This is a genomic window from Streptomyces sp. RLB3-17, assembly GCF_007113425.2.
Classification (GTDB): Bacteria; Actinomycetota; Actinomycetes; order Streptomycetales; family Streptomycetaceae; genus Streptomyces; species Streptomyces mirabilis_D.
Genome location: NZ_CP041610.2, coordinates 11,005,745 through 11,026,823 on the forward strand (window position 1 = coordinate 11,005,745; position 21,079 = coordinate 11,026,823).

18 protein-coding genes are annotated in these 21,079 nt (G+C 69.3%); 4 read left to right on the top strand and 14 right to left on the bottom strand.

Annotation, left to right across the window (positions count from 1 at the left end; translation table 11 throughout):
• Positions 1 to 45: 45 nt before the first annotated feature.
• Complete coding sequence (locus tag FNV62_RS49550) at positions 46 to 1,161, bottom strand: FAD-dependent oxidoreductase (RefSeq protein ID WP_225900674.1); 1,116 nt, start codon at positions 1,159 to 1,161, stop codon at positions 46 to 48.
• On the opposite strand from FNV62_RS49550, the gene FNV62_RS49555 reads away from it, so the two are divergent.
• Entirely contained in the window at positions 1,160 to 1,729 is a 570-nt protein-coding gene (locus FNV62_RS49555; RefSeq protein ID WP_143652434.1) for a TetR/AcrR family transcriptional regulator C-terminal domain-containing protein, read from the top strand. The genes FNV62_RS49550 and FNV62_RS49555 overlap by 2 nt on opposite strands.
• Positions 1,730 to 2,039: 310 nt before the next feature.
• Here the strand turns inward: FNV62_RS49555 and FNV62_RS49560 are convergent, their stop codons facing one another.
• The 3 genes from FNV62_RS49560 to FNV62_RS49570 all read right to left on the bottom strand — a co-directional run bounded on the left by FNV62_RS49560 (position 2,040) and on the right by FNV62_RS49570 (position 5,576).
• On the bottom strand, positions 2,040 to 2,870 hold the full coding sequence (locus FNV62_RS49560) for a helix-turn-helix domain-containing protein (RefSeq protein ID WP_143629945.1): 831 nt from the start codon (positions 2,868 to 2,870) through the stop codon (positions 2,040 to 2,042).
• Positions 2,871 to 3,326: 456 nt separating this feature from the next.
• Complete coding sequence (locus FNV62_RS49565) at positions 3,327 to 4,616, bottom strand: PP2C family protein-serine/threonine phosphatase (RefSeq protein WP_225900676.1); 1,290 nt, start codon at positions 4,614 to 4,616, stop codon at positions 3,327 to 3,329.
• A 189-nt stretch (positions 4,617 to 4,805) separates the two neighbouring features.
• On the bottom strand, positions 4,806 to 5,576 hold the full coding sequence (locus FNV62_RS49570; protein ID WP_143656723.1) for a transposase family protein: 771 nt from the start codon (positions 5,574 to 5,576) through the stop codon (positions 4,806 to 4,808).
• A gap of 80 nt (positions 5,577 to 5,656) precedes the next feature.
• Here FNV62_RS49570 and FNV62_RS49575 point away from each other — a divergent pair, with 80 nt between their 5' ends.
• The gene (locus FNV62_RS49575) at positions 5,657 to 6,577 is read left to right on the top strand and encodes an NADP-dependent oxidoreductase (RefSeq protein WP_143629950.1); all 921 of its coding nucleotides are present in this window, start codon (positions 5,657 to 5,659) and stop codon (positions 6,575 to 6,577) included.
• Between the two features lie 130 nt (positions 6,578 to 6,707).
• Here the strand turns inward: FNV62_RS49575 and FNV62_RS49580 are convergent, their stop codons facing one another.
• The 4 genes from FNV62_RS49580 to FNV62_RS49595 all read right to left on the bottom strand — a co-directional run bounded on the left by FNV62_RS49580 (position 6,708) and on the right by FNV62_RS49595 (position 11,457).
• The gene (locus tag FNV62_RS49580) at positions 6,708 to 7,820 is read right to left on the bottom strand and encodes a serine hydrolase domain-containing protein (protein ID WP_143629951.1); all 1,113 of its coding nucleotides are present in this window, start codon (positions 7,818 to 7,820) and stop codon (positions 6,708 to 6,710) included.
• A 140-nt stretch (positions 7,821 to 7,960) separates the two neighbouring features.
• Positions 7,961 to 8,809 carry an aldo/keto reductase gene (locus FNV62_RS49585; RefSeq protein ID WP_143629953.1) on the bottom strand — a complete coding sequence of 283 codons (849 nt, stop codon included), beginning with the start codon at positions 8,807 to 8,809 and terminating at the stop codon, positions 7,961 to 7,963.
• Positions 8,810 to 8,928: 119 nt separating this feature from the next.
• Positions 8,929 to 9,963, bottom strand: a complete 1,035-nt coding sequence (locus tag FNV62_RS49590; protein WP_186003182.1) for an alcohol dehydrogenase catalytic domain-containing protein — start codon at positions 9,961 to 9,963, stop codon at positions 8,929 to 8,931.
• A gap of 93 nt (positions 9,964 to 10,056) precedes the next feature.
• The gene (locus tag FNV62_RS49595; protein ID WP_225900677.1) at positions 10,057 to 11,457 is read right to left on the bottom strand and encodes an MFS transporter; all 1,401 of its coding nucleotides are present in this window, start codon (positions 11,455 to 11,457) and stop codon (positions 10,057 to 10,059) included.
• A gap of 167 nt (positions 11,458 to 11,624) precedes the next feature.
• Between FNV62_RS49595 and FNV62_RS49600 the strand changes: the two genes are divergently transcribed.
• The gene (locus FNV62_RS49600) at positions 11,625 to 12,542 is read left to right on the top strand and encodes a helix-turn-helix transcriptional regulator (protein WP_143629957.1); all 918 of its coding nucleotides are present in this window, start codon (positions 11,625 to 11,627) and stop codon (positions 12,540 to 12,542) included.
• On the opposite strand, the gene FNV62_RS49605 is transcribed toward FNV62_RS49600, so the two are convergent.
• Positions 12,525 to 13,457: an SDR family NAD(P)-dependent oxidoreductase gene (locus FNV62_RS49605; protein WP_143629959.1), complete on the bottom strand. Its 933-nt coding sequence runs from the start codon at positions 13,455 to 13,457 to the stop codon at positions 12,525 to 12,527. The two genes, FNV62_RS49600 and FNV62_RS49605, sit on opposite strands and share 18 nt — an antisense overlap.
• 103 nt (positions 13,458 to 13,560) lie before the next feature.
• A complete protein-coding gene (locus FNV62_RS49610) occupies positions 13,561 to 14,448 on the bottom strand; it encodes an SDR family NAD(P)-dependent oxidoreductase (protein ID WP_143629961.1) in 888 nt (295 codons plus the stop codon).
• 123 nt (positions 14,449 to 14,571) lie between these two features.
• Between FNV62_RS49610 and FNV62_RS49615 the strand changes: the two genes are divergently transcribed.
• On the top strand, positions 14,572 to 15,504 hold the full coding sequence (locus FNV62_RS49615) for a LysR family transcriptional regulator (RefSeq protein WP_144316253.1): 933 nt from the start codon (positions 14,572 to 14,574) through the stop codon (positions 15,502 to 15,504).
• A 19-nt stretch (positions 15,505 to 15,523) separates the two neighbouring features.
• Here FNV62_RS49615 and FNV62_RS49620 read toward each other — a convergent pair whose 3' ends face one another.
• From FNV62_RS49620 to FNV62_RS49635, 4 genes are all read right to left on the bottom strand, one after another.
• The gene (locus tag FNV62_RS49620) at positions 15,524 to 17,869 is read right to left on the bottom strand and encodes an FdhF/YdeP family oxidoreductase (protein WP_143629962.1); all 2,346 of its coding nucleotides are present in this window, start codon (positions 17,867 to 17,869) and stop codon (positions 15,524 to 15,526) included.
• A 135-nt stretch (positions 17,870 to 18,004) separates the two neighbouring features.
• Positions 18,005 to 19,729, bottom strand: coding sequence for an FUSC family protein (locus tag FNV62_RS49625; RefSeq protein ID WP_143629965.1), 1,725 nt, complete (start codon positions 19,727 to 19,729; stop codon positions 18,005 to 18,007).
• Positions 19,730 to 19,829: 100 nt separating this feature from the next.
• Positions 19,830 to 20,456 (bottom strand): DUF1345 domain-containing protein, encoded by a 627-nt coding sequence (locus tag FNV62_RS49630; protein ID WP_143629967.1) that lies wholly within the window; start codon positions 20,454 to 20,456, stop codon positions 19,830 to 19,832.
• Positions 20,457 to 20,584: 128 nt separating this feature from the next.
• Positions 20,585 to 21,058 carry a DUF3887 domain-containing protein gene (locus FNV62_RS49635; protein ID WP_143629969.1) on the bottom strand — a complete coding sequence of 158 codons (474 nt, stop codon included), beginning with the start codon at positions 21,056 to 21,058 and terminating at the stop codon, positions 20,585 to 20,587.
• Between the last annotated feature and the right edge of the window lie 21 nt (positions 21,059 to 21,079).

Consider the following 21,079-nt stretch of genomic DNA (forward strand, 5'->3'; position numbering starts at 1 on the left):
CGCGTCCGGAGAACCGACGGCTTTCGGGCGTCCGCCGTGATCAAGTCATCGCACGACGCGGCTGGTGGCAACCGGATAGTCGGGCAGGTCCACAGTGCTGCTGATCTTCTCCCCCAGCTTGAGCATTCCGTTCAGGAACAAGGGGCGGGACAGCAGGGTGTTGCGGAGACGTATGCGGGTGGCGGTGCCGGGGGCGAGGAACCTACCGGTGCGGTCGCCGCCTGCCTGGCAGGTCTGGGCGTACTTCCGAACCCTGCCTTCGTACCGGGTGAAGGCCGCCCGGTAATCGCCCTGGGCTCGCGCGAGTTCGCCGGCCAGCACGTAGGCGGCGACCACCGCGGTTCCCGTCCCCATGCCGCCGATGGTGGCCCCGCAGGCGGCAGCACCGACGAGGCATACGCGCCCTGTGGACCAGGTATCTACGTCTGCGCGGCTGATCGAGTCGAAGTACAGGTCGGGGGCCTGCCGCAGTGAGGCGAGCAGGCTGGGCACCTCCCAGCCGAGACCGGCGAACGCGTTGTCGATCAGGCGTTTCTGCTGTTCGGGATCATGGCGGTCGTACGACAGTTCAGGCGCGGCGAAGACGACGAACGCCCCCGCCTGTGCAGGGTCCCGGTGGTCGGCTCCCACGGAAGCGAAACGCCCCGGCACGTTGTATCCCACCGACCCCTTTCGCACGCCCAGGTCATTGCGCAGCTGCCAGGTGGCGGCGTAGTAGCCGAGGTGGCTCACATAGTCCTCCTCTGGGCCGAAGGCGAGGCGACGGACGTTGGAGTGCAATCCGTCCGCGCCGATGACCAGGTCGAAGTCCCGTGAGACTCCCTGCTGGAAGTCGACCCGCACGCCGGAGGGCGTCTCAGTGAGGCGGGTGATCGAGTCGCCGAAGATGTACTTGGTGTGGGGGCGGCTGTGCTCGTACAGCACCTGGGCCAGATCCCCGCGGAGCACCTCTATCTCGCCGCCGGCGAACTCGGCCGGCAGGTGCAGCAGTGTCCGGCCGCGTTCGTCGACGAAGCGCATCGGGCTGCCGCCTGTCTCGACGCGACGCAGTTCGGGAGTCAGGCCCATGCGATGCAGCACGGTCCGGTGCGTTTCGCCACGGAAGTCGACGGCCTGACCACCACCGCGCAGAGCTGGGGCCGGATTGGCGGCGGTGTCCATGCACCGAGTCGCCGCGCAACTGGGCGTGACCAAGATGGCGCTGTACCGGTACGTGCCGGGTAAGGCCGAGCTGGTCGCTCTGATGGTGGAAGCCGCGATCGGCCCCTACCCGCCGGTGAAGGTGAGACACGGTGGCTGGCGGGAGCAACTGGAGGAATGGGCCGGCCAGCTGTTCGACGTCTTTCGCCAGCACCCTTGGGCGCTGGACGCCACCGTCGGGCCGAGGATCATGGGACCCGCGGAACTGTCCTGGCTGGAGCGTGCCGTCTCCGCCCTGGATGGCACAGGGCTGAGCGGCGCCGAACGGATGGACGCGGCTGCCCTACTGGTCGGTTACGTACGCGGTATCACCCAGCAGGCCCGCGCTACAGGCCCCGCGGGCAACCCCGAGGCCCAACTGGGCGCCCTTCTCGGCAACCTGATGCAAGCACATGGCGAGCGATTTCCCGCCCTCACCGCGGCCCTCACTTCGGCAGCCCAATCTCACGGGCAGGACCAGGCATGGGAGTTCGGCCTACAGCGCATCCTGGACGGCTTGGCCGCACTCATCGACCGGCGCGTCCGCTGACCCCAATTGCATCGGCGATGGCCCGCCTGAAGGCAGACCGCTCACGGATGACCGCTTGCACTGACGATACTGACCTCACGTCCCTCAGCCAGCCGCAACCGTCTGACCTGCGTGTATCAGCACGAGATCTAGATAAGCGGCGGTCCGGAGGGCTTCGACGCCGCCACTCGCTACGCCTACTCGCTGCTCCAGCCGGACACCGCCACCCGCGTCCGCGCCGCCTTCCCTGTGCTGGGAAGCCCGGCCGGCCTCGCCGCCGAAGCGACCGTGTGCGCCCAGCTGCTCCAGACGGTGGCCCGCGGGGACAACCTCACCCACGCCGAACCGCTGCGGGACTGGTCCGAGGAACTGCGCCGCCGCCAGGCTGCGTAGGCGTCTGGCCATCCGTGCAGTCGCGCAGGTACTGGTGAACACCAGCCCGGAGCTTGGCGAGGTATGCGTCCACGTCGCTCTTGACGTAGCCGTAGATCGCGTTGCTGTCCGGAAGCTCATAGGCAGGGACGGTGCTGATCGCTCGGAATGACGGGCTGGTGGCCAGATAGAGGGCCATCTGGGGAAGCCCCTCCGCGGTGGCAAGCACGTTCACTCTGGCGAGGAAGGAGTTCACGTCGGTGGCCTCGTAGGCGGGCTCCGAGTAGGTGAGCAGGGGCGAGGGGGCCATCATCTCCGCTCCGGCCGACTCTAACTCGGCCCGCCGGAAGTCGGGGGTCGGCATCTGGGCCAGGAAGTCGAAGTAGGCGTCCGTCATGCGGCGTTCACGGCGCCGGTCTCCTGTCTCTCCCTGCTCCAGCGAGTCCTGGAGCGAACGCACCTGGCTGTGGACTCTGTCCATTTCGGCCCCGAGCGCATCGATCTGCTCCTGCAGGTTCTTGGCGTTGCCCCGTTCCGCCCGGGGACGGGCGTCGCTGAGCGGTGACCACGCATTTACCCAGGGCCGGGGGTCTTGGTCGCAGGCGCGGCCCAGCTGTTCCAGGGTGCGCTGCTGCGGCCAGTTCTTCCCCGCCGTGATGCCGCGCACCGTATTCCCCGTGAGGCCAGCCTTGTTGGCGATGTCCTCGTGGCTCTTGCCGGTCTCGGAGACCAATTGCCGCAGCGCCTGGGTGAACTCTTCCGGCGTGCGCGCCCCATCCGGGTCGGCCATAACTCCCCCTCGATACTCCGCATTTTCCGCAGATCGTAGAAGTTGCGGTGCCTTCCCATCAGGGCTTTTGCCACACGTGGCCGCAACCTCGTCCGACGTCGATCACTTCGCTCCACCTGCGGGCAGCACCAGCCTACAAACGTGTCATCACCCGCCGATGAACACGGAGGCCGACATGTCGCTGTACGAGATCGCTGCCGAGATCGGTCGTGGCTTGCTTACCCAGCTACCGTCCGCGCTTCTTGTGGCCCTGACCACGACCGGTTTCACCACAGCCAGACGGAGACGGCGGAACCGGGCCCGGGAAGATAGGGATGGAGAATGCAGCAGCGACTAGGGCCTGTCCGACGGGTCGCATGACGGGTCCACCGACGAATCGTTCCGCGTCAGCGTGAAGCGAAGGCAGCTCGCTCACCCGGGCGCCTTGACTGGCTTCACCCTGACTTATCGCTGCGTTTATCTGCCTGAGTAAATTTGGCAGTGGCCTGTGTAGGGGGAGTTGGGGGCAGGCCAGTCCAGGCACAGAACGGTGGCGTCGTCGCGTGGGTCGTTGTTCGAGAGTTCCAGGACGGTTTCGGTGAAGAGGCGTACGGCGTCGCGTGGGTGCCAGTCGCTGGTCTGCTGGATCAGGTCGCTCAGGCCGGCTTCGCTTCCGTGGGGCTCCAGCATGCCGTCGGTGAGCAGGATCAGCCGGTCGCCTTGGCGCAGGTCGAGGCTCTGTAGGCGGTAGCCCGGGTTCGGGGTGACGCCGAAAGGCAGGTCGGCCAGGGGAGTGATCTCCTTGACCTGCCCGTCGCGCAGACGCAACGGGCAGACGTGGCCGGCGTTGACGAAGGTTGTCTGGCCGGTGTCGAGACTGACGCGCAGCAGTTGGCCGGTCGCCATGACCTGGGCACCGTGCCGGATGATGGCCCGGCGTACCCGTTCCGATTGGTCAGCGAACGCCTGGTGCGCTCGGTCTGAGTAGTCCGCGACGGCCTGGTGGGCATCCTGGGCCTGGTCGAGGAGGCTGCCGCCCGCCCGGCGAGCATTGCGCAGGGCTCCCACCACCATGGTCGCCACCAGCGCCGCCTGTACGTCGTGCCCCATGGCGTCGGTGAGAGACAGGTGCAGGGCATGACGGTCGAGTGTGTAGTCGAACGTGTCCCCGCCGATGTCGGCAGCTGGTTCCAGTGCTCCCGCGACGATGAACCGGCCGGTCTCGCAGGTGAAGGAGTCGGGAAGCAGGCGGTGCTGGATCTCGGCGGCCAGCGACAGACGTGTGGTGCGCCGGCCCCATTCGTACAGATCGGTGAAGCGCCGGTTGGTGATCACGACGTAGGCGAGCACATGGGTGGCTTCGACAATGAGTTGCATCGTCTGGCGGTCGGGGCGGACGGGCACCGTCAGCTCCAGCAGACCAATCGCATCCCCGCGGTCGGACACCGGCGCGATGACCTGGACCAGGCCCAGTCCGCCTTTTCCCTCCCGCTCGCCGCTCGTCACGTGGACTTGCTGGGAGCGGACCACTTGCTCGTAATCGGAGCCCCGCAGCTGGATCGGTCGCGGATGCTCCGGCCCGCCCTCCGCAGCGGCCCCGGTCAGCCGTACGACGGCCTTGCCGCCGTGGTCCGTGATCAGAAAGGACACCTCGGTCGCGGCAAGTTTGATCGCCAGCAGCCGGGCCAGCACGGAGACGGCCATCTCCGGGGGTGCCGACTCCACTGATGTCAACAACTCGCCCAACCACGCCCGGTCATCTGCCACGCGGCGCACCTCCTCGGCGACCTCAGTCGACCAGTCGACCGGTCCCCGGCCAGGACCGCTTGAGACGGCACATCCATCACCGATCGAAGAATGTTGCCCCGATATGCGGAGAATATCTCCCCTGTGGTTCTAAAGCGTGTTGCAGAAGGCCGTGATTTTGCAGGTCAGGGCCCGACTACGGCTCCCTGATCAGGCGGCGAGGGCGAGGTTGTGCATGTGCGTGACGGCTCGGACCGCATGGTGGAGGCCGTCGCCGTGCTGCCGGCAGTCGTGCAGGATCTTGTAGTTCTTCAGCCGGCCGATCGCATGCTCGACTCGCGCACGGACCCGGCGGTGCTCCGCGTTGTCGGCTTCCTCGCCGGCCGGCAGGGGCGGGTCGGGTCGTTTGCGGTGCGGGACGACCAGGCCGGTGTTGATGGAGGCGCCGTCACTGAGCACGGTGACGCCCTGGCAGTGTTGCGGCAGGCCGGAGTCGCGCCACACGTGGGCGTCGGCCCTGGTGCCCGGGGCGGGACGGGCGGTTGCCACGACCAGGCGGGTGTCGGCGTCGATGATGACCTGCACGTTTGCGGAGAACCGGTAGTTGCGGCTCGAGGCACCGACCTTGCGGTCGCGGACCGGGGCAAGTGTGCCGTCCACGATCCACAGCCGGTCCGCGGCATCGACGGGACGTGAGGCCGGCTCGAGCGCGAGGAGGGGCCGCAACCGGTGAATGACCCTGCACACCGTGGCCGGCGACACCCCGAACAGCGGCGCGAGCTGCCGCATCGTGAGGTGCGTCCGATAATAGACAGCCACCACCAGCACCCGGTCCGCAAGCGGCAGACACCACGGCCGCCCGATGCGCGGCCCGTCGCCACCCCGCTCCCGCACCACCTTCAGCAACCGCCCAAACTGCTTCATCCGCAGCCCGATGAACGTCTCCACCCACAACGGACCAGCCCTCAACACCCCAGCCACACAAGGAAAATGCCCTGATCACGGCCTTCGGCCTTCTGCAACACGCTTTAGTCGTCCCTGACAGCTTGGAGCCCAGGCAGATGTCTCTCACAGTGCAGTTCTCCGTATACGGCAGCACCGATGTGCTGAGTGTCGTGGATGTACCGCCGCCCACCCCGGGCCCCGGGCAGGTGCGGCTCGCGGTGCGGGCCGCGGGTGTCAATCCGATCGACTGGAAGATCCTGCGTGGCTATATGAGCCAGGTGATGCCGCTCGATCTTCCGGCGGGTCTCGGGTCCGACGTGGCCGGCGTGGTCGACCAGGTCGGAGAAGGGGTGACCGCTTTCGAGGTGGGTGACGAGGTGCTGGGGGCGTCCATCACCCCTTCCTACGCCCAGTCCGCGCTCGCCGACCCCGCCGTGCTGGTCGCCAAGCCGGCGTCCGTCCCCTGGGAGGTGGCGGGGAGCCTGGCAGGCCCGGGCATCACCGCCTGGGAGGTGCTCAACAAGCTCAAGATCGCCAAGGGGGAGACGCTGCTGGTGCATGCCGCCGCCGGCGGGGTGGGCACGTTCGCCGTGCAGCTTGCAGTGGCCCGTGGCGCGCGGGTGATCGGCACCGCGAGCGAGTCCAACCACGAACAGTTGCGCTCGCTCGGCGCGGAACCCGTCACGTATGGCGAGGGGCTGGTCGACCGCGTACGGGCCATCGCTCCCCAGGGCGTCGACGCGGTCCTCGACGCCTCGGGCCGCGGTGAGATCCCGGACTCGATCGAACTCGCGGGCGGCCCGGCGCGCGTCCTCACCCTCGTGGCGTTCGACGCCGCGGACACCGGCATCCAGGTCCACATGAGCGTGCCGGGAGAGAGCGGCGCCCAAGCCCTTCGGGACATTCTGAGCCTCATGGAGAAGGGACGGCTACGGGTTCCGATCTGGCGTACCTTCCCCTTGGCGGAGGCGGCGGACGCGCTGCAGGTCAGCCAGGCGGGGCATCTGGGCGGCAAGATCGTGCTGCTTCCCGCATAGCTGCTTCCGGCTCAGGGGGAACGCTCCCCGGCGCAGGCACCCAGAACCCGACGCTCACCCCGGCCACGTACCCGAGCCCCTCCTGCGAACAGATCGGCCCCGCCGGATTCTGATGCGCGCCCGACGGCACTCAGGCGCGCAGGCCCTTGAGCCCGTCGTAGGCCGCCATCACGACCTCGAGGCCTCGGTAGTCGTCCCCGGGCTCGCGCATCTGGTTCGGCACGTACGACACCGCCATACGGGCGTCGGGTTCGATCATGACCGTCGCGCCGCCCCAGCCGCTCCAGCCGTACGTGTTGCCGAACAGGCCGTACCCCATGCCGTAGCGCATCGGCATGCCCAGGAGGCGGTCCTCGCCACGGAACTGTTCCTCCCACGCACGGGCACAGCCCGCCGGCGACAGCAGCCGCACCCCACGCACCGTTCCGCCGCACGCCATCACCGACTGCACGAGCGCGACCGAGCGGGCGTTGCCGAATCCGCTCGCCGCGGGGATCTCCGCGCGCCGCCAGGCGACGCTGTTCCCGTCACGGACCCGTATCCCACCTCCGGCGGTAGGGGATGCGGTCTTGCCGGGCGCGCTCGAGACGTAGTCCTCGTCGCGCGACAGCGGCGGGATCGCGAGCGCGACCCGGTGGTCGTGCTCGGCGGACAACCCGATGTGGAAGTCCGCGTCCAGCGGCCCGGCCACCTCGTCGGCGAAGAACTCGCCCAGGGTGCGGCCGGTGATCCGGCGCACGACCTCGCCGACGAGGAACCCCTGGGTGAGCGAGTGGTATCCGGCCGCGGTGCCCGGCTCCCACCGCGGCGCCTGCGCGGCGAGCCGCGCCGTGGCGGACGGCCAGTCGTAGAGATCCTCGGCCGTCGTCGGCCCGTCCCAGTCGGGCAGGCCCGCGGTGTGCGCGAGCAGGTGCCGCACCAGCACCCCGTCCTTGCCCGCCGCGGCGAACTCCGGCCAGTACCGGGCGACCGGCGCGGTCAGGTCGAGCTCGCCGCGGTCGGCCAGGACGAGGGCACACAGCGCCGTCATCGTCTTGGTGACCGACCAGACGCCCGCGATCGTGTCGCGCTGCCACGGGACCGTGCGGTCCGTGTCGGTGAATCCGGCCCAGACGTCCACCACCGGCTCACCGTCCACGAAGACCGCCACCGAGGCGCCCACGTCTCCGGCGTCGAGCAACTCGGCGAGTGCGCCGGGTACCGCGGAGAAGAGATCGTCGTACGAACCCTGAATCTCGGCCATGCGCGGAACTTAGCCCGCACCGCACCACCGCGGTCAACCGAATATCCGCTAGGACGCCGCGCCTTGATGTGGGCTTCTCCCGGACGACGTCGCTCAGTTCCCCCGGAGAACGCCGATTCGCCAGGACCCGCTTCTCCGGATCAGTCGTGGATGCGGAGGCCGGCGAGCCGGCTGACCATGGCCGGGTCACGGTGGTCGAAGAAGAGAGACCTGCCGGTGTCCAGGCCGGCGATGGACGCCATCTGATCGTCCGTGAGCTCGAAGTCGAAGACGTCGATGTTCTCCGCCATGCGGTCGGCGCGCACCGACTTGGGGATCGCGACGATGTCTCGCTGGGAGAGCCAGCGGAGCACGACCTGTGCCACGGACTTGCCGTGCTTGTCGGCGATCTCGCTCAGGACCGGGTGAGTGAACAGGTTGTTGCGGCCTTCGGCGAACCCGCCCCACGACTGGATCTGGACCCCGTGCTCGCGCATGACCTCTTGGTCGGTGGCGCGCTGGAAGAACGGGTGGGTCTCGATCTGGTTGACCGCGGGCGTGACGTCGTTGTTGACGATGAGGTCGACGAGCCGGTCGGGGTGGAAGTTGGCGACGCCGATCGCCCTGATGCGGCCTTCGCGGTGCAGGTTCTCCATGGCACGCCAGGAGCCGTGGACGTCGCCGAAGGGCTGGTGGATCAGGTACAGGTCGAGGTGGTCGAGGCCGAGCTTGCCCAGCGATGTCTCGAAGGCGCGCTTGGTGTTCTCCTCACCGGCGTCCTGGATCCACACCTTGGTGGTGACGAACAGTTCCTCGCGCGGGATGCCGCTGTTCTTGATGGCTCGGCCCACGGCCTCCTCGTTGAGGTAGGCGGCGGCGGTGTCGAGCAGTCGGTAGCCGGCGGCGAGGGCGTCGGTGACCGCCTGCTCGGTCTGCTCCGGCGGGATCTGGAAGACGCCGAAACCGAGGATCGGCATGTCGACGCCGTTGTTGAGGATCACGGTCTGCATGGGATTTCCTTTCGGGAACGGCTTAGGCCGTCGTCGGGAACGGCTGCGGCCGTCCGTGGACCGGCCGCTCCGGCGTGGTGGCCGTCTCCAGCCCCGCGCCGAAGCGGGCACGGTGCGGTTCAGGGGCGGATGAGGACCTTCAGGGCCTCTCGATCGGCCATGGCGCGGTAGCCGTCGGGGACTTCGTCGAGGCCGACGGCGCGGTCGAAGAGGCGCCCGGGGGCGAGTGTGCCGTCGAGGACGTCAGGCAGGAGTTCCTCGATGTACGCGCGGGCCGGGGAGACACCGCCGGTCAGGGTGATGTTCCGCATGATCACGGCCGGGCCGATGGGGCCCAGTTCGTACTGGGGTACGCCGAGGCGGCTGATGGCCCCGCCGTCGGTGACGGAGCCGAAGGCCGCCTGCAGGGCCTGCTCGGTGCCGACGGCTTCGATGACGCGATCGGCTCCGCGGCTGTCGGTCAGGTCACGAACGCGCGCGATGCCTTCCTCACCGCGTTCGGCCACGACGTCCGTGGCACCGAAGTCCCGTCCCAGGTCGGTGCGGGCGGTGTGCCGGCCCATCAGGACGATCTGCTCGGCGCCCAGCCGCTTCGCGGCCAGCACCGCCGACAGTCCGACGGCTCCGTCGCCGATCACCAGAACGGAGTCACCGCGGGTGACACCTGCGGTGACCGCGCCGTGATGGCCGGTGCCCAGCACATCGGAAAGGGACAGCAGGGAGGGCAGCAACTCGGAGTCCTCGCCGACGGGCAGCTTGACCAGCGTCCCGGTGGCCTGGGGCACGCGGACGGCTTCGCCCTGCCCGCCGTCGACGCCGTCCCAGCCGTAGCGGCCGCCGTTGCGGCACGAGGAGTGCAGGCCCTTGCGGCAGTAGTCGCAGGTGTTGTCACAGTACGTGAACGGGGCGACCACCATGTCACCGCGCTTGACCCCGGTCACGTCGGCGCCGGTCTCCTCGACGACGCCGAGGAACTCATGGCCCATGGGCCGCCCCTGTTCGCCGGCGGGCATGGACTTGTACGGCCACAGGTCACTGCCACAGACGCAGGACAGGACGACTCGTACGACGGCGTCGGTGGGCTGCTGAATGACCGGGTCGGGCGCGTTCTCCACGCGCACATCGCCCGCGCCGTACATGAAGGTTGCTCGCATGAGGGATCTGTCCTTACTGGGTGTGTCGTAGCTGGGGTGTGTTGTGGCTGGGTGTGTCGTCGGTCGGTCGGGCCCGCGCCGCACGGAGGCCGGTCACGTACGAGGAGCGGGTCGCAGGCTCAGAGTGGCCAGGACAGTCACCCCCACCGTCGCCGCGGCGATCAGCAGACTGGCGTGCAGCCCGTCGACGAACCCGGCCCGGTCGGCGACCAACGCTCCGAAGGCGGCGACTGCCAGGGCGCCGCCGAGCTGCCGGGCGGCGTTCAGCACACCGCCGGCGACGCCGGCCCGCTCGGCGGGCACGCTGTCCAGCAGCAGCGCCACCAGCGCGGTCACGGCCATCGCGCCGCCGGCGCCGACCGGCATCATCAGGACCACCGACAGCCACACCGGCGCACTGGCGGGCACGGCCACCATGGCCAGCAGGCCCGCGACCATCAGCAACTGACCGCTGATCACCGGCATCCGCGCACCGAACCGCGTCGACAGGCGGGCGGCCACCGGGCTGATGAACGAGGTGAGCACGGTCATCGGCAGGAAGGCCACGCCGGTGGCGAGCGCGCTCAGCCCGTGCACCTGCTGGAGGTACAGCCCCAACAGGAAGATCATCCCGTAGAAGCCGATGTTCAGGGCGAACCCGATGGCGACGGAGAGTGACATCGTGCGCGAGCGCAGCAGCGGCAGCGGCGTCATCGGATGCCGGCCGCGGGCCTGCGCGATGACGTAGCCGACGCCTGCCACGACCGCCACGGCGCAGGCGACCAGGACCCGCGCGGTGCCGAACCCGTCGGCACCGGCCTCGATGGCCGCGTACGTCAGGCCGCCCAGGGCGGCGACGGCGGCGACCTGACCGGTCCAGTCGAAGGGCACCGACCGGCGCGGGGAGGGCTGGGCGCGCTTGAGGAGCGCGAGGGCCACCGCGCCGACGGGCAGATTGACGAAGAAGATCATCCGCCAGTCGATCACGGTGAGCAGACCGCCTGCCACGGGCCCGGCCGCCGAGCCGACGGAGCCGCTCACCCCCCACAGGGCGATGGCCCGCGCCCGCGCCGCCGGGTCGGGGAAGACCTCCCGCAGCAGGGCGAGGGAGGACGGTACGACCATCGCGGCCCCGACTCCCTGCACCAGCCGCGCCGCCACCAGAACGCCCAGGTTCGGCGCCATCCCGCACACCGCGGACGCCACGACGAACAGGCCCAGGCCCCCGGCGAACGCCTGGCGGGCCCCGACACGGTCACTGATCGCGCCCGCGGACAGCAGGAACGCGGCGAAGGCGAGGGTGTAGCCGTCGACCACCCACTGCAGCCCTGTCATCCCGCTGTCGAAGCCACGCCCGATCGAGGGCAGCGCGACGTTCACGATCATCGCGTCGACCATGATCGTGAAGAAGCCGAGCAGCACGGCGGCCAGCGCCGGGCGCCCACCGGACCTGCTGTGCGGCGGCAGGCCGACAGCGGTGGCCTGGAAAGGGGCGGGCGAGGCGGGCGTGGACACCGGACGATCTCCTGCACTGGGACGGGCGAGGTGCTGACGGAAATCGAGCCTCGCGCCTTCGCGGCGACAGTGGCAGGCCGGGCTGTGCAGGGGATCGGCGTTCGGGGGTAATGACAGGGCCCCCCACACGCCTGCCACACAGGTCAGCGCGGTGTGACACTGACCGTATGGCATCCGCGCAGAGCAGCGGCGGCGGTACGGAGCTGGGCCAGTTCCTGCGCGCGCGCCGCACCCAGACCCGCCCCGACCAGGTCGGCCTCACCGTGGGCCCCGGTCTGCGCCGCACCCCCGGCCTGCGCCGCGAGGAACTGGCCACGCTCGCCGGCATGAGCATCGACTACTACGTCCGCATGGAGCGCGGCAAGGAGACCCGCCCCAGCCCCGCCGTGCTCGACGCCCTCGCCCGCGCCCTGCACCTCGACGACGCCGAGCACCAGCACCTGCGCGAGCTCGCCGCCCGGGCCGCCCGCTACGCCCCCGAACCCCCGCCGCCGCCCAGCAGGACCGTGCGCCCGCACCTGAAGCTGGTCCTGGAGACGCTGCGGCCGAACCCCGCCTACATCATCAGCCGCAGCATGGATCTGCTCGCCTGGAACCCCGGCGGCCTCGCCCTGTACGCGGGCCTCGCGGACTGGCCCGCCACACAGCGCAACCTGGCCCGCTACATCTTCCTCCACCCCACCGCGCGCACCCTCTTCCCCGACTGGGACGAGCTGGTCCGCGGCTGCGTCGCCCGTTTGCGCAGCCTGGCCGGCACCGCCCCTGACGCCCCCGACCTCACCCACCTCGTGGGTGAACTCCTCCTCAAGAGCCCCGACTTCGCCAAACTGTGGGAGCGTTACGACGTCGTCGGACGCAAGAGGATCCAGAAGACCTTCCACCACCCCCAGGTCGGCGTCCTCACCCTCAGCGGTCAGAGCATGAACCTCGAAGGCACCCCGGGCCAACGCCTCGGCGTCTACACCGCCGAACCCGGCACCCCCGACCACGACGCCATGCTCCTGCTGGACGCGATCGCCCCCGAGCCCGCCAGGCACCGGGACATGAAGCGGGAACAGCAACCGCACTCACAGCCCCGACCTTGACCTCAACTGTTCCGACAGGGTCCACAGCCGTCGCGCGTTGTCCGGATCGACGGCGTAGCGGGCGACTCCGTGCAGCGTGCCGGAGCGACGGTCGATGACCTCGGTCTCGTTGCAGTCGACGAAGTAGCGGCCGCCGACGCCTTCGAGGAGGGGGGAGGTGGCGAGGAGCACCGAGGTGGCCGCGCCCTGCTCGACGGTCTTGATGAGGTGGGCGGGAACCCTTCCGCTCCCGCGGCCTCCGGTGTGGCGCTGCAGGTTGGTGTAGATCGCGCCCGGCATCAGCGCGTTGGCGGTGATGTTGTCGCCGGCCCAGCGACGGGTCGCCTCCACCGCGAAGAGGACACCCGCGGTCTTGGACTGACCGTAGGCGAGCCATGGATCGTAGGGGCGGAAAGCGAAGTTGACGTCGTCGAACACCACCGGGGACTGCTGATGACCGGTGGAGCTGACCACGACGACGCGAGCGGCGCCGTCGGCGGCCAACGCGCCGTGCAGGCCAGTGGTGAGAGCGAAGTGGCCGAGATGGTTGGTGGCGAACTGCCACTCCCAGCCCTGTTCGGTGTACTGCTCGGGGCAGGCCATGACGCCCGCGTTGTTCACCAGCACATGCAGTGGGCCCTCCCAGGCGGTGGTGAAGGCGGTGACGGACGCGGGGTCGGCCAGGTCCAGGTGCGCGACACGCACCTCCTGGTTGCCGGTCGACCCGGTGATGTCCTTGGCGACACGTTCGCCCTCCGTCATGTCCCGGACGGCGAGGGTCACTTCCGCACCGGTGCCGGCGAGCGCGTGGGCCGTCGCCGCCCCGAGGCCGGAGGAGGCGCCGGTGACCACGGCGCGGCGACCGGTGAGGTCGATTCCCTGCGCGACCTCGGTGGCCGTGCTGGAGAAACCGAACGGGGTCGTGATGGCACTCACGGATGAACTCCTTGCTGTGAGCTGGGGTTGCTGTGCTGAACTCGCCGCGGGCTGAACGGCTTCTGAAGTCGCTGTGTGCCGGTCCGCGCGCGATCTTCCGCGGTCAGGGCCTGAGCAGTCGGTCCTGTTCCACCGGCGGAGTCCCGTCGTGCCAGGGCAGGGCCTTGCCGAAACGGATCAACTCGCCGTAGAGGGCGGGATCGACGTGCTCGGTGAAGACCAGGTCGAGCACCGCACGGGCGGCCTCGGAAGGCGACTGGGCCTGGCTGAAGTCGCTGAACCAGGGCCGGGAGGTGGCGGTGTCGACCATGCCGGGGCACACGGAGGCGATCAGGGTGCCGTCGGCTAGGTCGCGCTCGCGGCGTTCGGCCGCGACCGCGCGGACGGCGGCGACCTGGGCCACCTTCGAGGGCACGTTCAGCCAGCGTGGCCAGCCCGCCTCCTCGGCGGTCCTGTTGTGGATGGCGCTGCGCCAGGACTCGACGGCGTACTCGACCTGGTCGAGGCTCGCCCCCTCGAACAAGTGGTGCAGCCGCGGATCGAGGTGGCCGAGCGTGCCCAGGCTGCTGGCCACGACGATCAGTCGGCCGCCCGGACGCAGGACGGGGCCGAACGAGCGCAGGATCGCATGGGTGGCGGTGTTGGAGACGTCGATTAACTCGTCGGCGCGCTCGGCCTGGGACTCCTCGGGCAGCAGTCGGGTGACGGCGTTGGAGAGCACGACATCGACGCCGCCGTGCCGTGCCCGGAGTTCGTCGGCGAGTCGGGCGATGTCGTCGGTGTCGGTGACGTCCAGGACCTGGCCCCGGACATGGCTGCGTGTGCCCGGCAGTTGCGCCACTTCGCGGGCGGCGTCCGAAACGCGCTGGTGGCTGCGGCCGGTGAGCAGCACGAGGTCCTCGGGGTCCATACGGGCCGCCAGCCCTTCGGCGAGCGCACGTCCGAGTCCCTGGTTGGCGCCCGTGACGAGGGCGATTCGAGAAGCGTTCATGCATGCCACGCTAGAAACGCGGCGGCCATGAGTCCAACGAGATTCACGCACAGCTAGTATGCGTAATCGGCATGGAGCATGCGGCATGCGCAAGTGATCGATGACCATGGATTTGGAAGCGTCATGGACTTCACGGATGTGTCGTTGACCGCGCTGCGCGTCTTCCGCGCCGTGGCCGAACAGGGGACCTTCACCGCGGCCGCGGCATCGCTGGGCTACACCCAGTCGGCCGTGTCCCGGCAGATCGCCGCGATCGAACGCGTGGCGGGAGCGGAGCTGCTGGAGCGGCGTCGCGACGGAGTACGGCTGACCGCGGCGGGTCTCGTCGTCATGCGCCGTGCGACGACCGTGCTCGACGAGATCGACGCGACCGCACGCGAACTGTCCGGCCTGCCGGGGCAGACCGGGACGGTCCGGCTGGGATGGTTCCCCAGTGCCGGAGCCGTCCTGCTGCCCCGAGCCCTGGTCGCGCTGCGCCGCACGGACCCCGGCCTGCACGTCGTCAGCCGCGAAGGCAGCACTCCGGCGCTCGTGCGCGCCCTGCGGGCCGGCAGCCTGGACCTCGCCCTCCTGGCGTCGGCGCCGCCCTTCCGGCCGCCGGACGCCGAGTCGCCTCCACTGGCTCTGCACACGCTCACCGAACGCGCGCTGTGTCTGGCGCTGCCCGCCACCCACCCGCTCGCCCGCGGCGACTTCGTCGACGTGGCCGATCTGCGCCGGCAGCGCTGGATCGCCGGCTCCTCCTCCGGTGAGGACCGGCTGATGGGGGTGTGGCCCGGTCTGGACGAACGCCCCGAGATCGCCCACACCGCCCGCGACTGGCTGGCCAAGCTTCACCTCGTCGCCGCCGGGTGCGGACTGACCACCGTGCCGCCCGCACTCGCCGAGGCGGCACCACCGGGAGTACGCATCCTTCCCGTGCGCGGTGGGCCCCAGGAGCAGCGGCGTCTGTTCCTGGCCCGTCTTCCCCACCCGCCGAGCGAACCGGTCACACGTGTGGCAGCCGCCCTCCGTGCCGCGGCCCTCGACGGCGACCCACCGGGCTCAGACGCGTGACGATCTCGCTTCCCACATGTCACCGCCGGCTCGGGACGACACGGACGTTGACGTTCTTCATCAGTGGCTGATCGCTCTGCGTGCTGTAGTCGGCCGCGCCGATGAGGGCGTTCATCTCGGGCATGTACCCCGCCGCGCAGCCACGGGGCATGTCGTAGCTCAACGCCCGGTACCCGGTGAGGGAGCGCTTGCTGCCGTCCTTGGAGGTGGCAGTGATGTCGACCAGGCTGCCGGGGGTGATGCCACGGGAACGCATGTCGGCGCGGTTCATGAGGACGAGCGTGCGCAGGTTCTCGATACCCCGGTAGCGGTCGTCGTCGGAGTAGATGGTCGTGTTCCACTGGTCGTGGGAGCGCATCGTCTGCAGCACCAGCATGTCGTCCTTGGGCACGACATCCGGCAGTACGGCGGCGGAGAACTCGGCCCGGCCGGACGGGGTGAGGAAGACGAGTTCGCGGGCCGGTTGCTTGATCCGGAACCCCAGCGGCAGCCGGACGCGGCGGTTGAAGTCCTCGAAGCCGTCCAGGACTTGGGCCATGGTGTCCCGGATACGGTCGTAGTCCTCGATGTACTGCTCCCACGGGACGGCGCTGTCGGGAAGAGTCGCCCGCGCCATCCCGGCGATGATGGCGGGTTCGGACAGCAGATGTGGCGACGCCGGGCGCTTCATGCCGAGCGACAGGTGCACCATGCTCATGGAGTCCTCGACGGACGTGGCCTGCGGCCCACGGCGCTGGTGGTCCCTCTCCGTCCGGCCGAGACACGGCAGGATGAGTGCCTTCCTGCCGTGGATCACGTGGCTGCGGTTGAGCTTCGTGCTGACCTGGACCGTCAGTTCGCAGCGCCGAAGTCCTTCGGCGGTGTACGTGGTGTCGGGTGCGGCCATCGCGAAGTTGCCGCCCATGCCGACGAACACCTTGACCGTGCCCCGGTGCATCCCCTCGACCACGCCGACCGTGTCCAGCCCGTGCGCACGGGGAGGGTCGATGCCGCAGACGTCGGCGAGCCGGTCGAGGAACTCGGGTGTGGGCCGGTGGTCGATGCCGCAGGTACGGTTCCCCTGCACGTTGCTGTGCCCGCGCACAGGTGACGGCCCGGCGCCCTCGCGCCCCAGGTTCCCGCGCAGCAGCAGGAGATTGACGATCTCCCGAACGGTGTCCACACCGTGTTCGTGCTGGGACACCCCCAGACACCAGCTGATCAGGGTCCGGTCGGACCGCGAATACACGTCGGCGGCCTTCAGGATGTCCGCGCGCGTCAGCCCGGACTGGCGCTCCAGCTCCTGCCACGGTGTCGCCTCGCACAGGGCTCGGTACTCCTCGAATCCCTGGGTGTGGCGGTCGATGAACTCGCGGTCGAGTGACTTCGGGTTCGAGGCCGACTCCTCGATCACCGCCTTGGCCATGCCGCGCAGGAGCGCCATGTCGCCGCCCGCACGGACCTGCAGGTTGAGCGTGCTCGTGCGCGTCGACTTGAACAGGGCCATGTCGACGAACTCGTGCGGGACGATGGTCCGGGTGGCGGCCGCCTCGATGAGTGGATTGACATGCACGATCTGCGCACCCCGCCGATATGCCTCGGCGAGCGCGGTCAGCATGCGCGGAGCGTTGGAGGCCGCGTTGACGCCCATGATGAACAGGGCGTCGGCACTCTCCCAGTCGGCGAGGTCGGCGGTGCCCTTTCCGGTGCCGAGCGACGCCTGCAGGGCGCGTCCGGACGCCTCGTGACACATGTTGGAGCAGTCGGGCAGATTGTTGGTGCCGTACTCACGGGCCATCAACTGGTACAGGAACGTCGCCTCGTTGCCGAGGCGTCCCGAGGTGTAGAAGGCGGCTTCGTTCGGGTCGTCGAGGGCCCGCAGCTCGCTTCCGACGAGCTCGAACGCGGCCTTCCAGGTGATGGGCTCGTAGTGGTCCGTCTCCTCGTTGTAGACCAGCGGCTCCGTCAGCCTGCCCGTGTCCTCCAGAGCGAAGTCGGTCCATGTCGCCAGCTCCGAGACGGAGTGCGCGGCGAAGAGCTCACGTCCGGCACGCTTGGGCGTCATCTCCCAGGTGACGTGCTTGATGCCGTTCTCACAGATGTCGAGCTTGAGACCCTTGGTGTCGTCGGGCCACGCGCAGCCCGGGCAGTCGAACCCCCCGCTCTCGTGGTTCATCTTGAAGATGGCGCGTGGCCCGTCGATCAGCGCGTGTTCCCGCAGCAGGACGTGCGTGACGCTCTTGGCCGCACCCCAGCCGGCGGCCGGATGATGGTAGGCCCGCTGGGACGGCTGCTTCTCGGTGGTGGGGCCCTCGCCCCCGGCCGGTGTCTCCGCGCCGTGCGGCTCGTTTTCCGCGACAGCCTTGTCGGCATCGTAGGTAGTCATGCTCGTCAACCCTTCGTATCTGCCGCCGAAGGAGTTATGTGGAAACGCTACAACCATCGTGTGGCTCTCTCAATCGGACCCCACGGTCGTCATGCGGCGCCCGCCCCTCGTCCGCGTCGGTCGTATGTGGGGGATTCATGTGGTCCGATGAAGGCGCTCGAGCAGCACATAGGCGCGCTGCTCCGCGGCTGCCAGTTGGGCGGGGTCGACATCCGCCGCGTACAGCTCGCCGGCGGCGGCGTCGTCCGCCTCGCGCAGTTCCACCACTGCCACGGCCAGCTGTGTCTGAACGGCGGGATGCGGTACGGCGGCGGAGTCGGCCAGTGCTTGTTCGGCGCGTTCGGATGCTTCGCCGCACGCGGCCAGCGCCCGTTCCACACGGGCTGCCGGACGCCCGTGGACCACCAGCAGGGCACAGGCCAGACCGATGAGGATGCCGAGGACACTGCCCAGCGTCCGGTCGTGGACGAGCGTTCCCACAGGTGCCGGGGACGCCAGGTCGCTCATCAGCAGGGCGAGCGGCGTGAGGAAGACGACGCCGAGGCCGTAGTTCCGGGCCACGGTGTATTCCAGCAGGAATTCGAAGACCACGATCAGGGCCACGAGAGCCGTCGGCGCCGGGTGGGTGGCCAGCACCCCGAACGCGATCAAGAGTCCGGCCGCCGTGCCCAAGGTGCGTTGGAGGGCACGCTCCAAGGTGGAGCGGACGTTGACGGAATGCAGGACGGCGGCAGCGGAGAGTGCGGCCCAGTAACCGTGTCCAAAGCTCAGGAACGCGGCCAGACCACCTGCCAGGCCGGTGCCGAGAGCCATCCGGAACGCGGGGACGACGAGGACCGCGACATGGCCCGGACTGCCGGCACCGGTCCCCACGGTCAGTTCGGCGGCGCGCCGGGCCGCGGGACCGGCATCGTCCGGACGGCCGGGTGCCGTATCTGCGGACGGGGCGGACGGGGCGCACCGGAACGGCGGGTGCGGCAGCGGAGCTGGGGGACGGCGGTGCCTGACGGTCAGGTACCGAGCCTGCACACGCAGGTACCGCGCTGTCGGGGCGTCGGGAGTCTGTCGGCGTGCGGAGGTGATCAGGAGCGACCAGGCGAGGTCGGTCAGGAAGACACATGTCCCGGTCCGCTCGCCGTGCCGCTGATCGGTCGTCAGGGGGCTCAGACCGAGCGACTGGTACGCCCGTAGGACGGCGGCGGTTGCCCGGTGCCGTGTGTGCCCTGTGCCGTCGGCTCCTCCGCCTGGTTCCAGCAGGTCGGCGAGCTCGCGGAGGGCCACGGCCACCGCGAGCCGCTGCGGGCGGTCCGGGTGCACGAACCAGCCCACCAGTGCCAGTGCCCAGGCCGTGGCCGCGCCCGTCGCGGCGAGCCCTGTCTGGGCGAGCACGTCGGTGAGCCCGTCGGCCGGGCCGTTGGCCGCCACGGCGAACGAGAAGAGCATCAGCACGGCACCGAGGCCACTCAGTCGTGTCGCGTCGCAGAGGAACTTCGCCAGGCCCGCCGTGACCGCCATCGCGGCGATCACCACGGCGGCGCCGAGGCCTCCCGCCCGCGGATCGATCAGTGCCGCGAGCGTCGCGCCGAGGCCGACGCACATCGTCATGGCCACCGCGGCCACGGCGAGGACACGCGCACGACGGCGGTAGGGCAGGTTGCGCCCGAACGTGGTGGTGAAAGCGCCCAGCATGGGAAAGACGGCGAGCGCGGTTCGTCCGGAGAGCACCAACGGCGCCGCGGGCAGTGCCATGGCCAGCGCCGCGCGCAGAGCGAAGAGGAGCGCTCCGTCCACCGCGTGCAGGGTGAGCGCGCCGCGCGGCGAGAGGACGCGCGTCAATGTGGTGCGGTGATGGCGGGACATACTACCGAGACCGTCCGGGACACCATGCCAATTGCGCGATCCGCTCGTGGAATTGCCACATCTGCCCACTTCTTCGAGATCAGTGAACGAGGATTCCTGATCAGTGAACGAGGATTCCTGCGAAGAGGTTGATGGCGGTAGCCAGAATGCTGGTGCCGAAGACGTACGACAGCAATGTGTGCCGGAGCACCATCGAGCGGATCACCGCACTGGAGACGTCGGTGTCGGAGACCTGGTAGGTCATGCCGAGGTTGTAGCTGAAGTAGAAGAAGTCCCGGTACGCCGGCGGCTGGTCGGAGTTGAAATCGATCCCGCCCGCGGAATCCGCGTAGTAGAGGTACGCGTAGCGGGTGGCGTACATCAGATGCAGTGCCGCCCAGGCCATGAACACGCCGAGCAGCGCCGTCGCGGCATGGCCACTGTCGGAGTTGCCGAGCAGGAATACCACGATGCCGACCAGACCGCACAGAGCGACGGTGACGACGACGATTTCCTCGAGGACGGGGCGCAGGTCCTCGCGTCGAGTGTTGCGTCGGGTCGCGGCGGCGTCCATCGGCCACAGCACGATCCAGCCGACCACCACGAAGAATGTCTGGGTCGCGGCGATACCCGCGAGAATGGCCAGCGGGGTGTCGCTGGACAATGCGACGGCCACGCCGACCGCCGCGCCGACGGCGACCGAGATGGCGAGCCGTGGGACTGCGGAAAGCGACAAACGGATGCTCACGCTCACAAGCCACAACGGTAGTGCTTCGTGGCTGCTCGGCACGGCGAGAGCGGGGCCAGGGGGTGACGGTATCCCGCCCACGGCCGGGCGTACGGGACGTCCCCGCGTCGTGGTCGTGTCACGAGCTCCTACGGGACCGGAACTCCTTTCTTGAGAAACCACAGACCTTCGATATGTCCTTTTCCGTCGAAGACGACGCGGAAATCTCCGGGCTGCTTGGCCATGCGCAGTGGTATGTCGACCACCGTCCGATCGCCGGACACGACCTGCCGGGGCGCTCCGTGCGACTGGTAGCGACCGAAACCGAGCTGGTCCTGGTATTCCTTCCAGGCGTTCGAGAGAACCACGGGATTTCCTTCTTGCCGAATCGACTCGTCGAAACGCGCTGAGACGGCGACGAAGTTTCCCTTCACGACCTGGTCGAGGGTTTTGAGAGCGAGCTGTTTGTACGGGGGCGGGCTGGGGACCGTCACCGGTGGCCGGGCCACGACCGCGGTGCCGGTGGTATCCGGCAGCGCGTGCGACACGGTTCCGGTGACCAGCATCAGCGCGCTGGAAGCGACGGTGACGGCGACGCCGAAATTGCCGAGCCTGTTGAACATGGATCCTCCGACTGGGTGTCC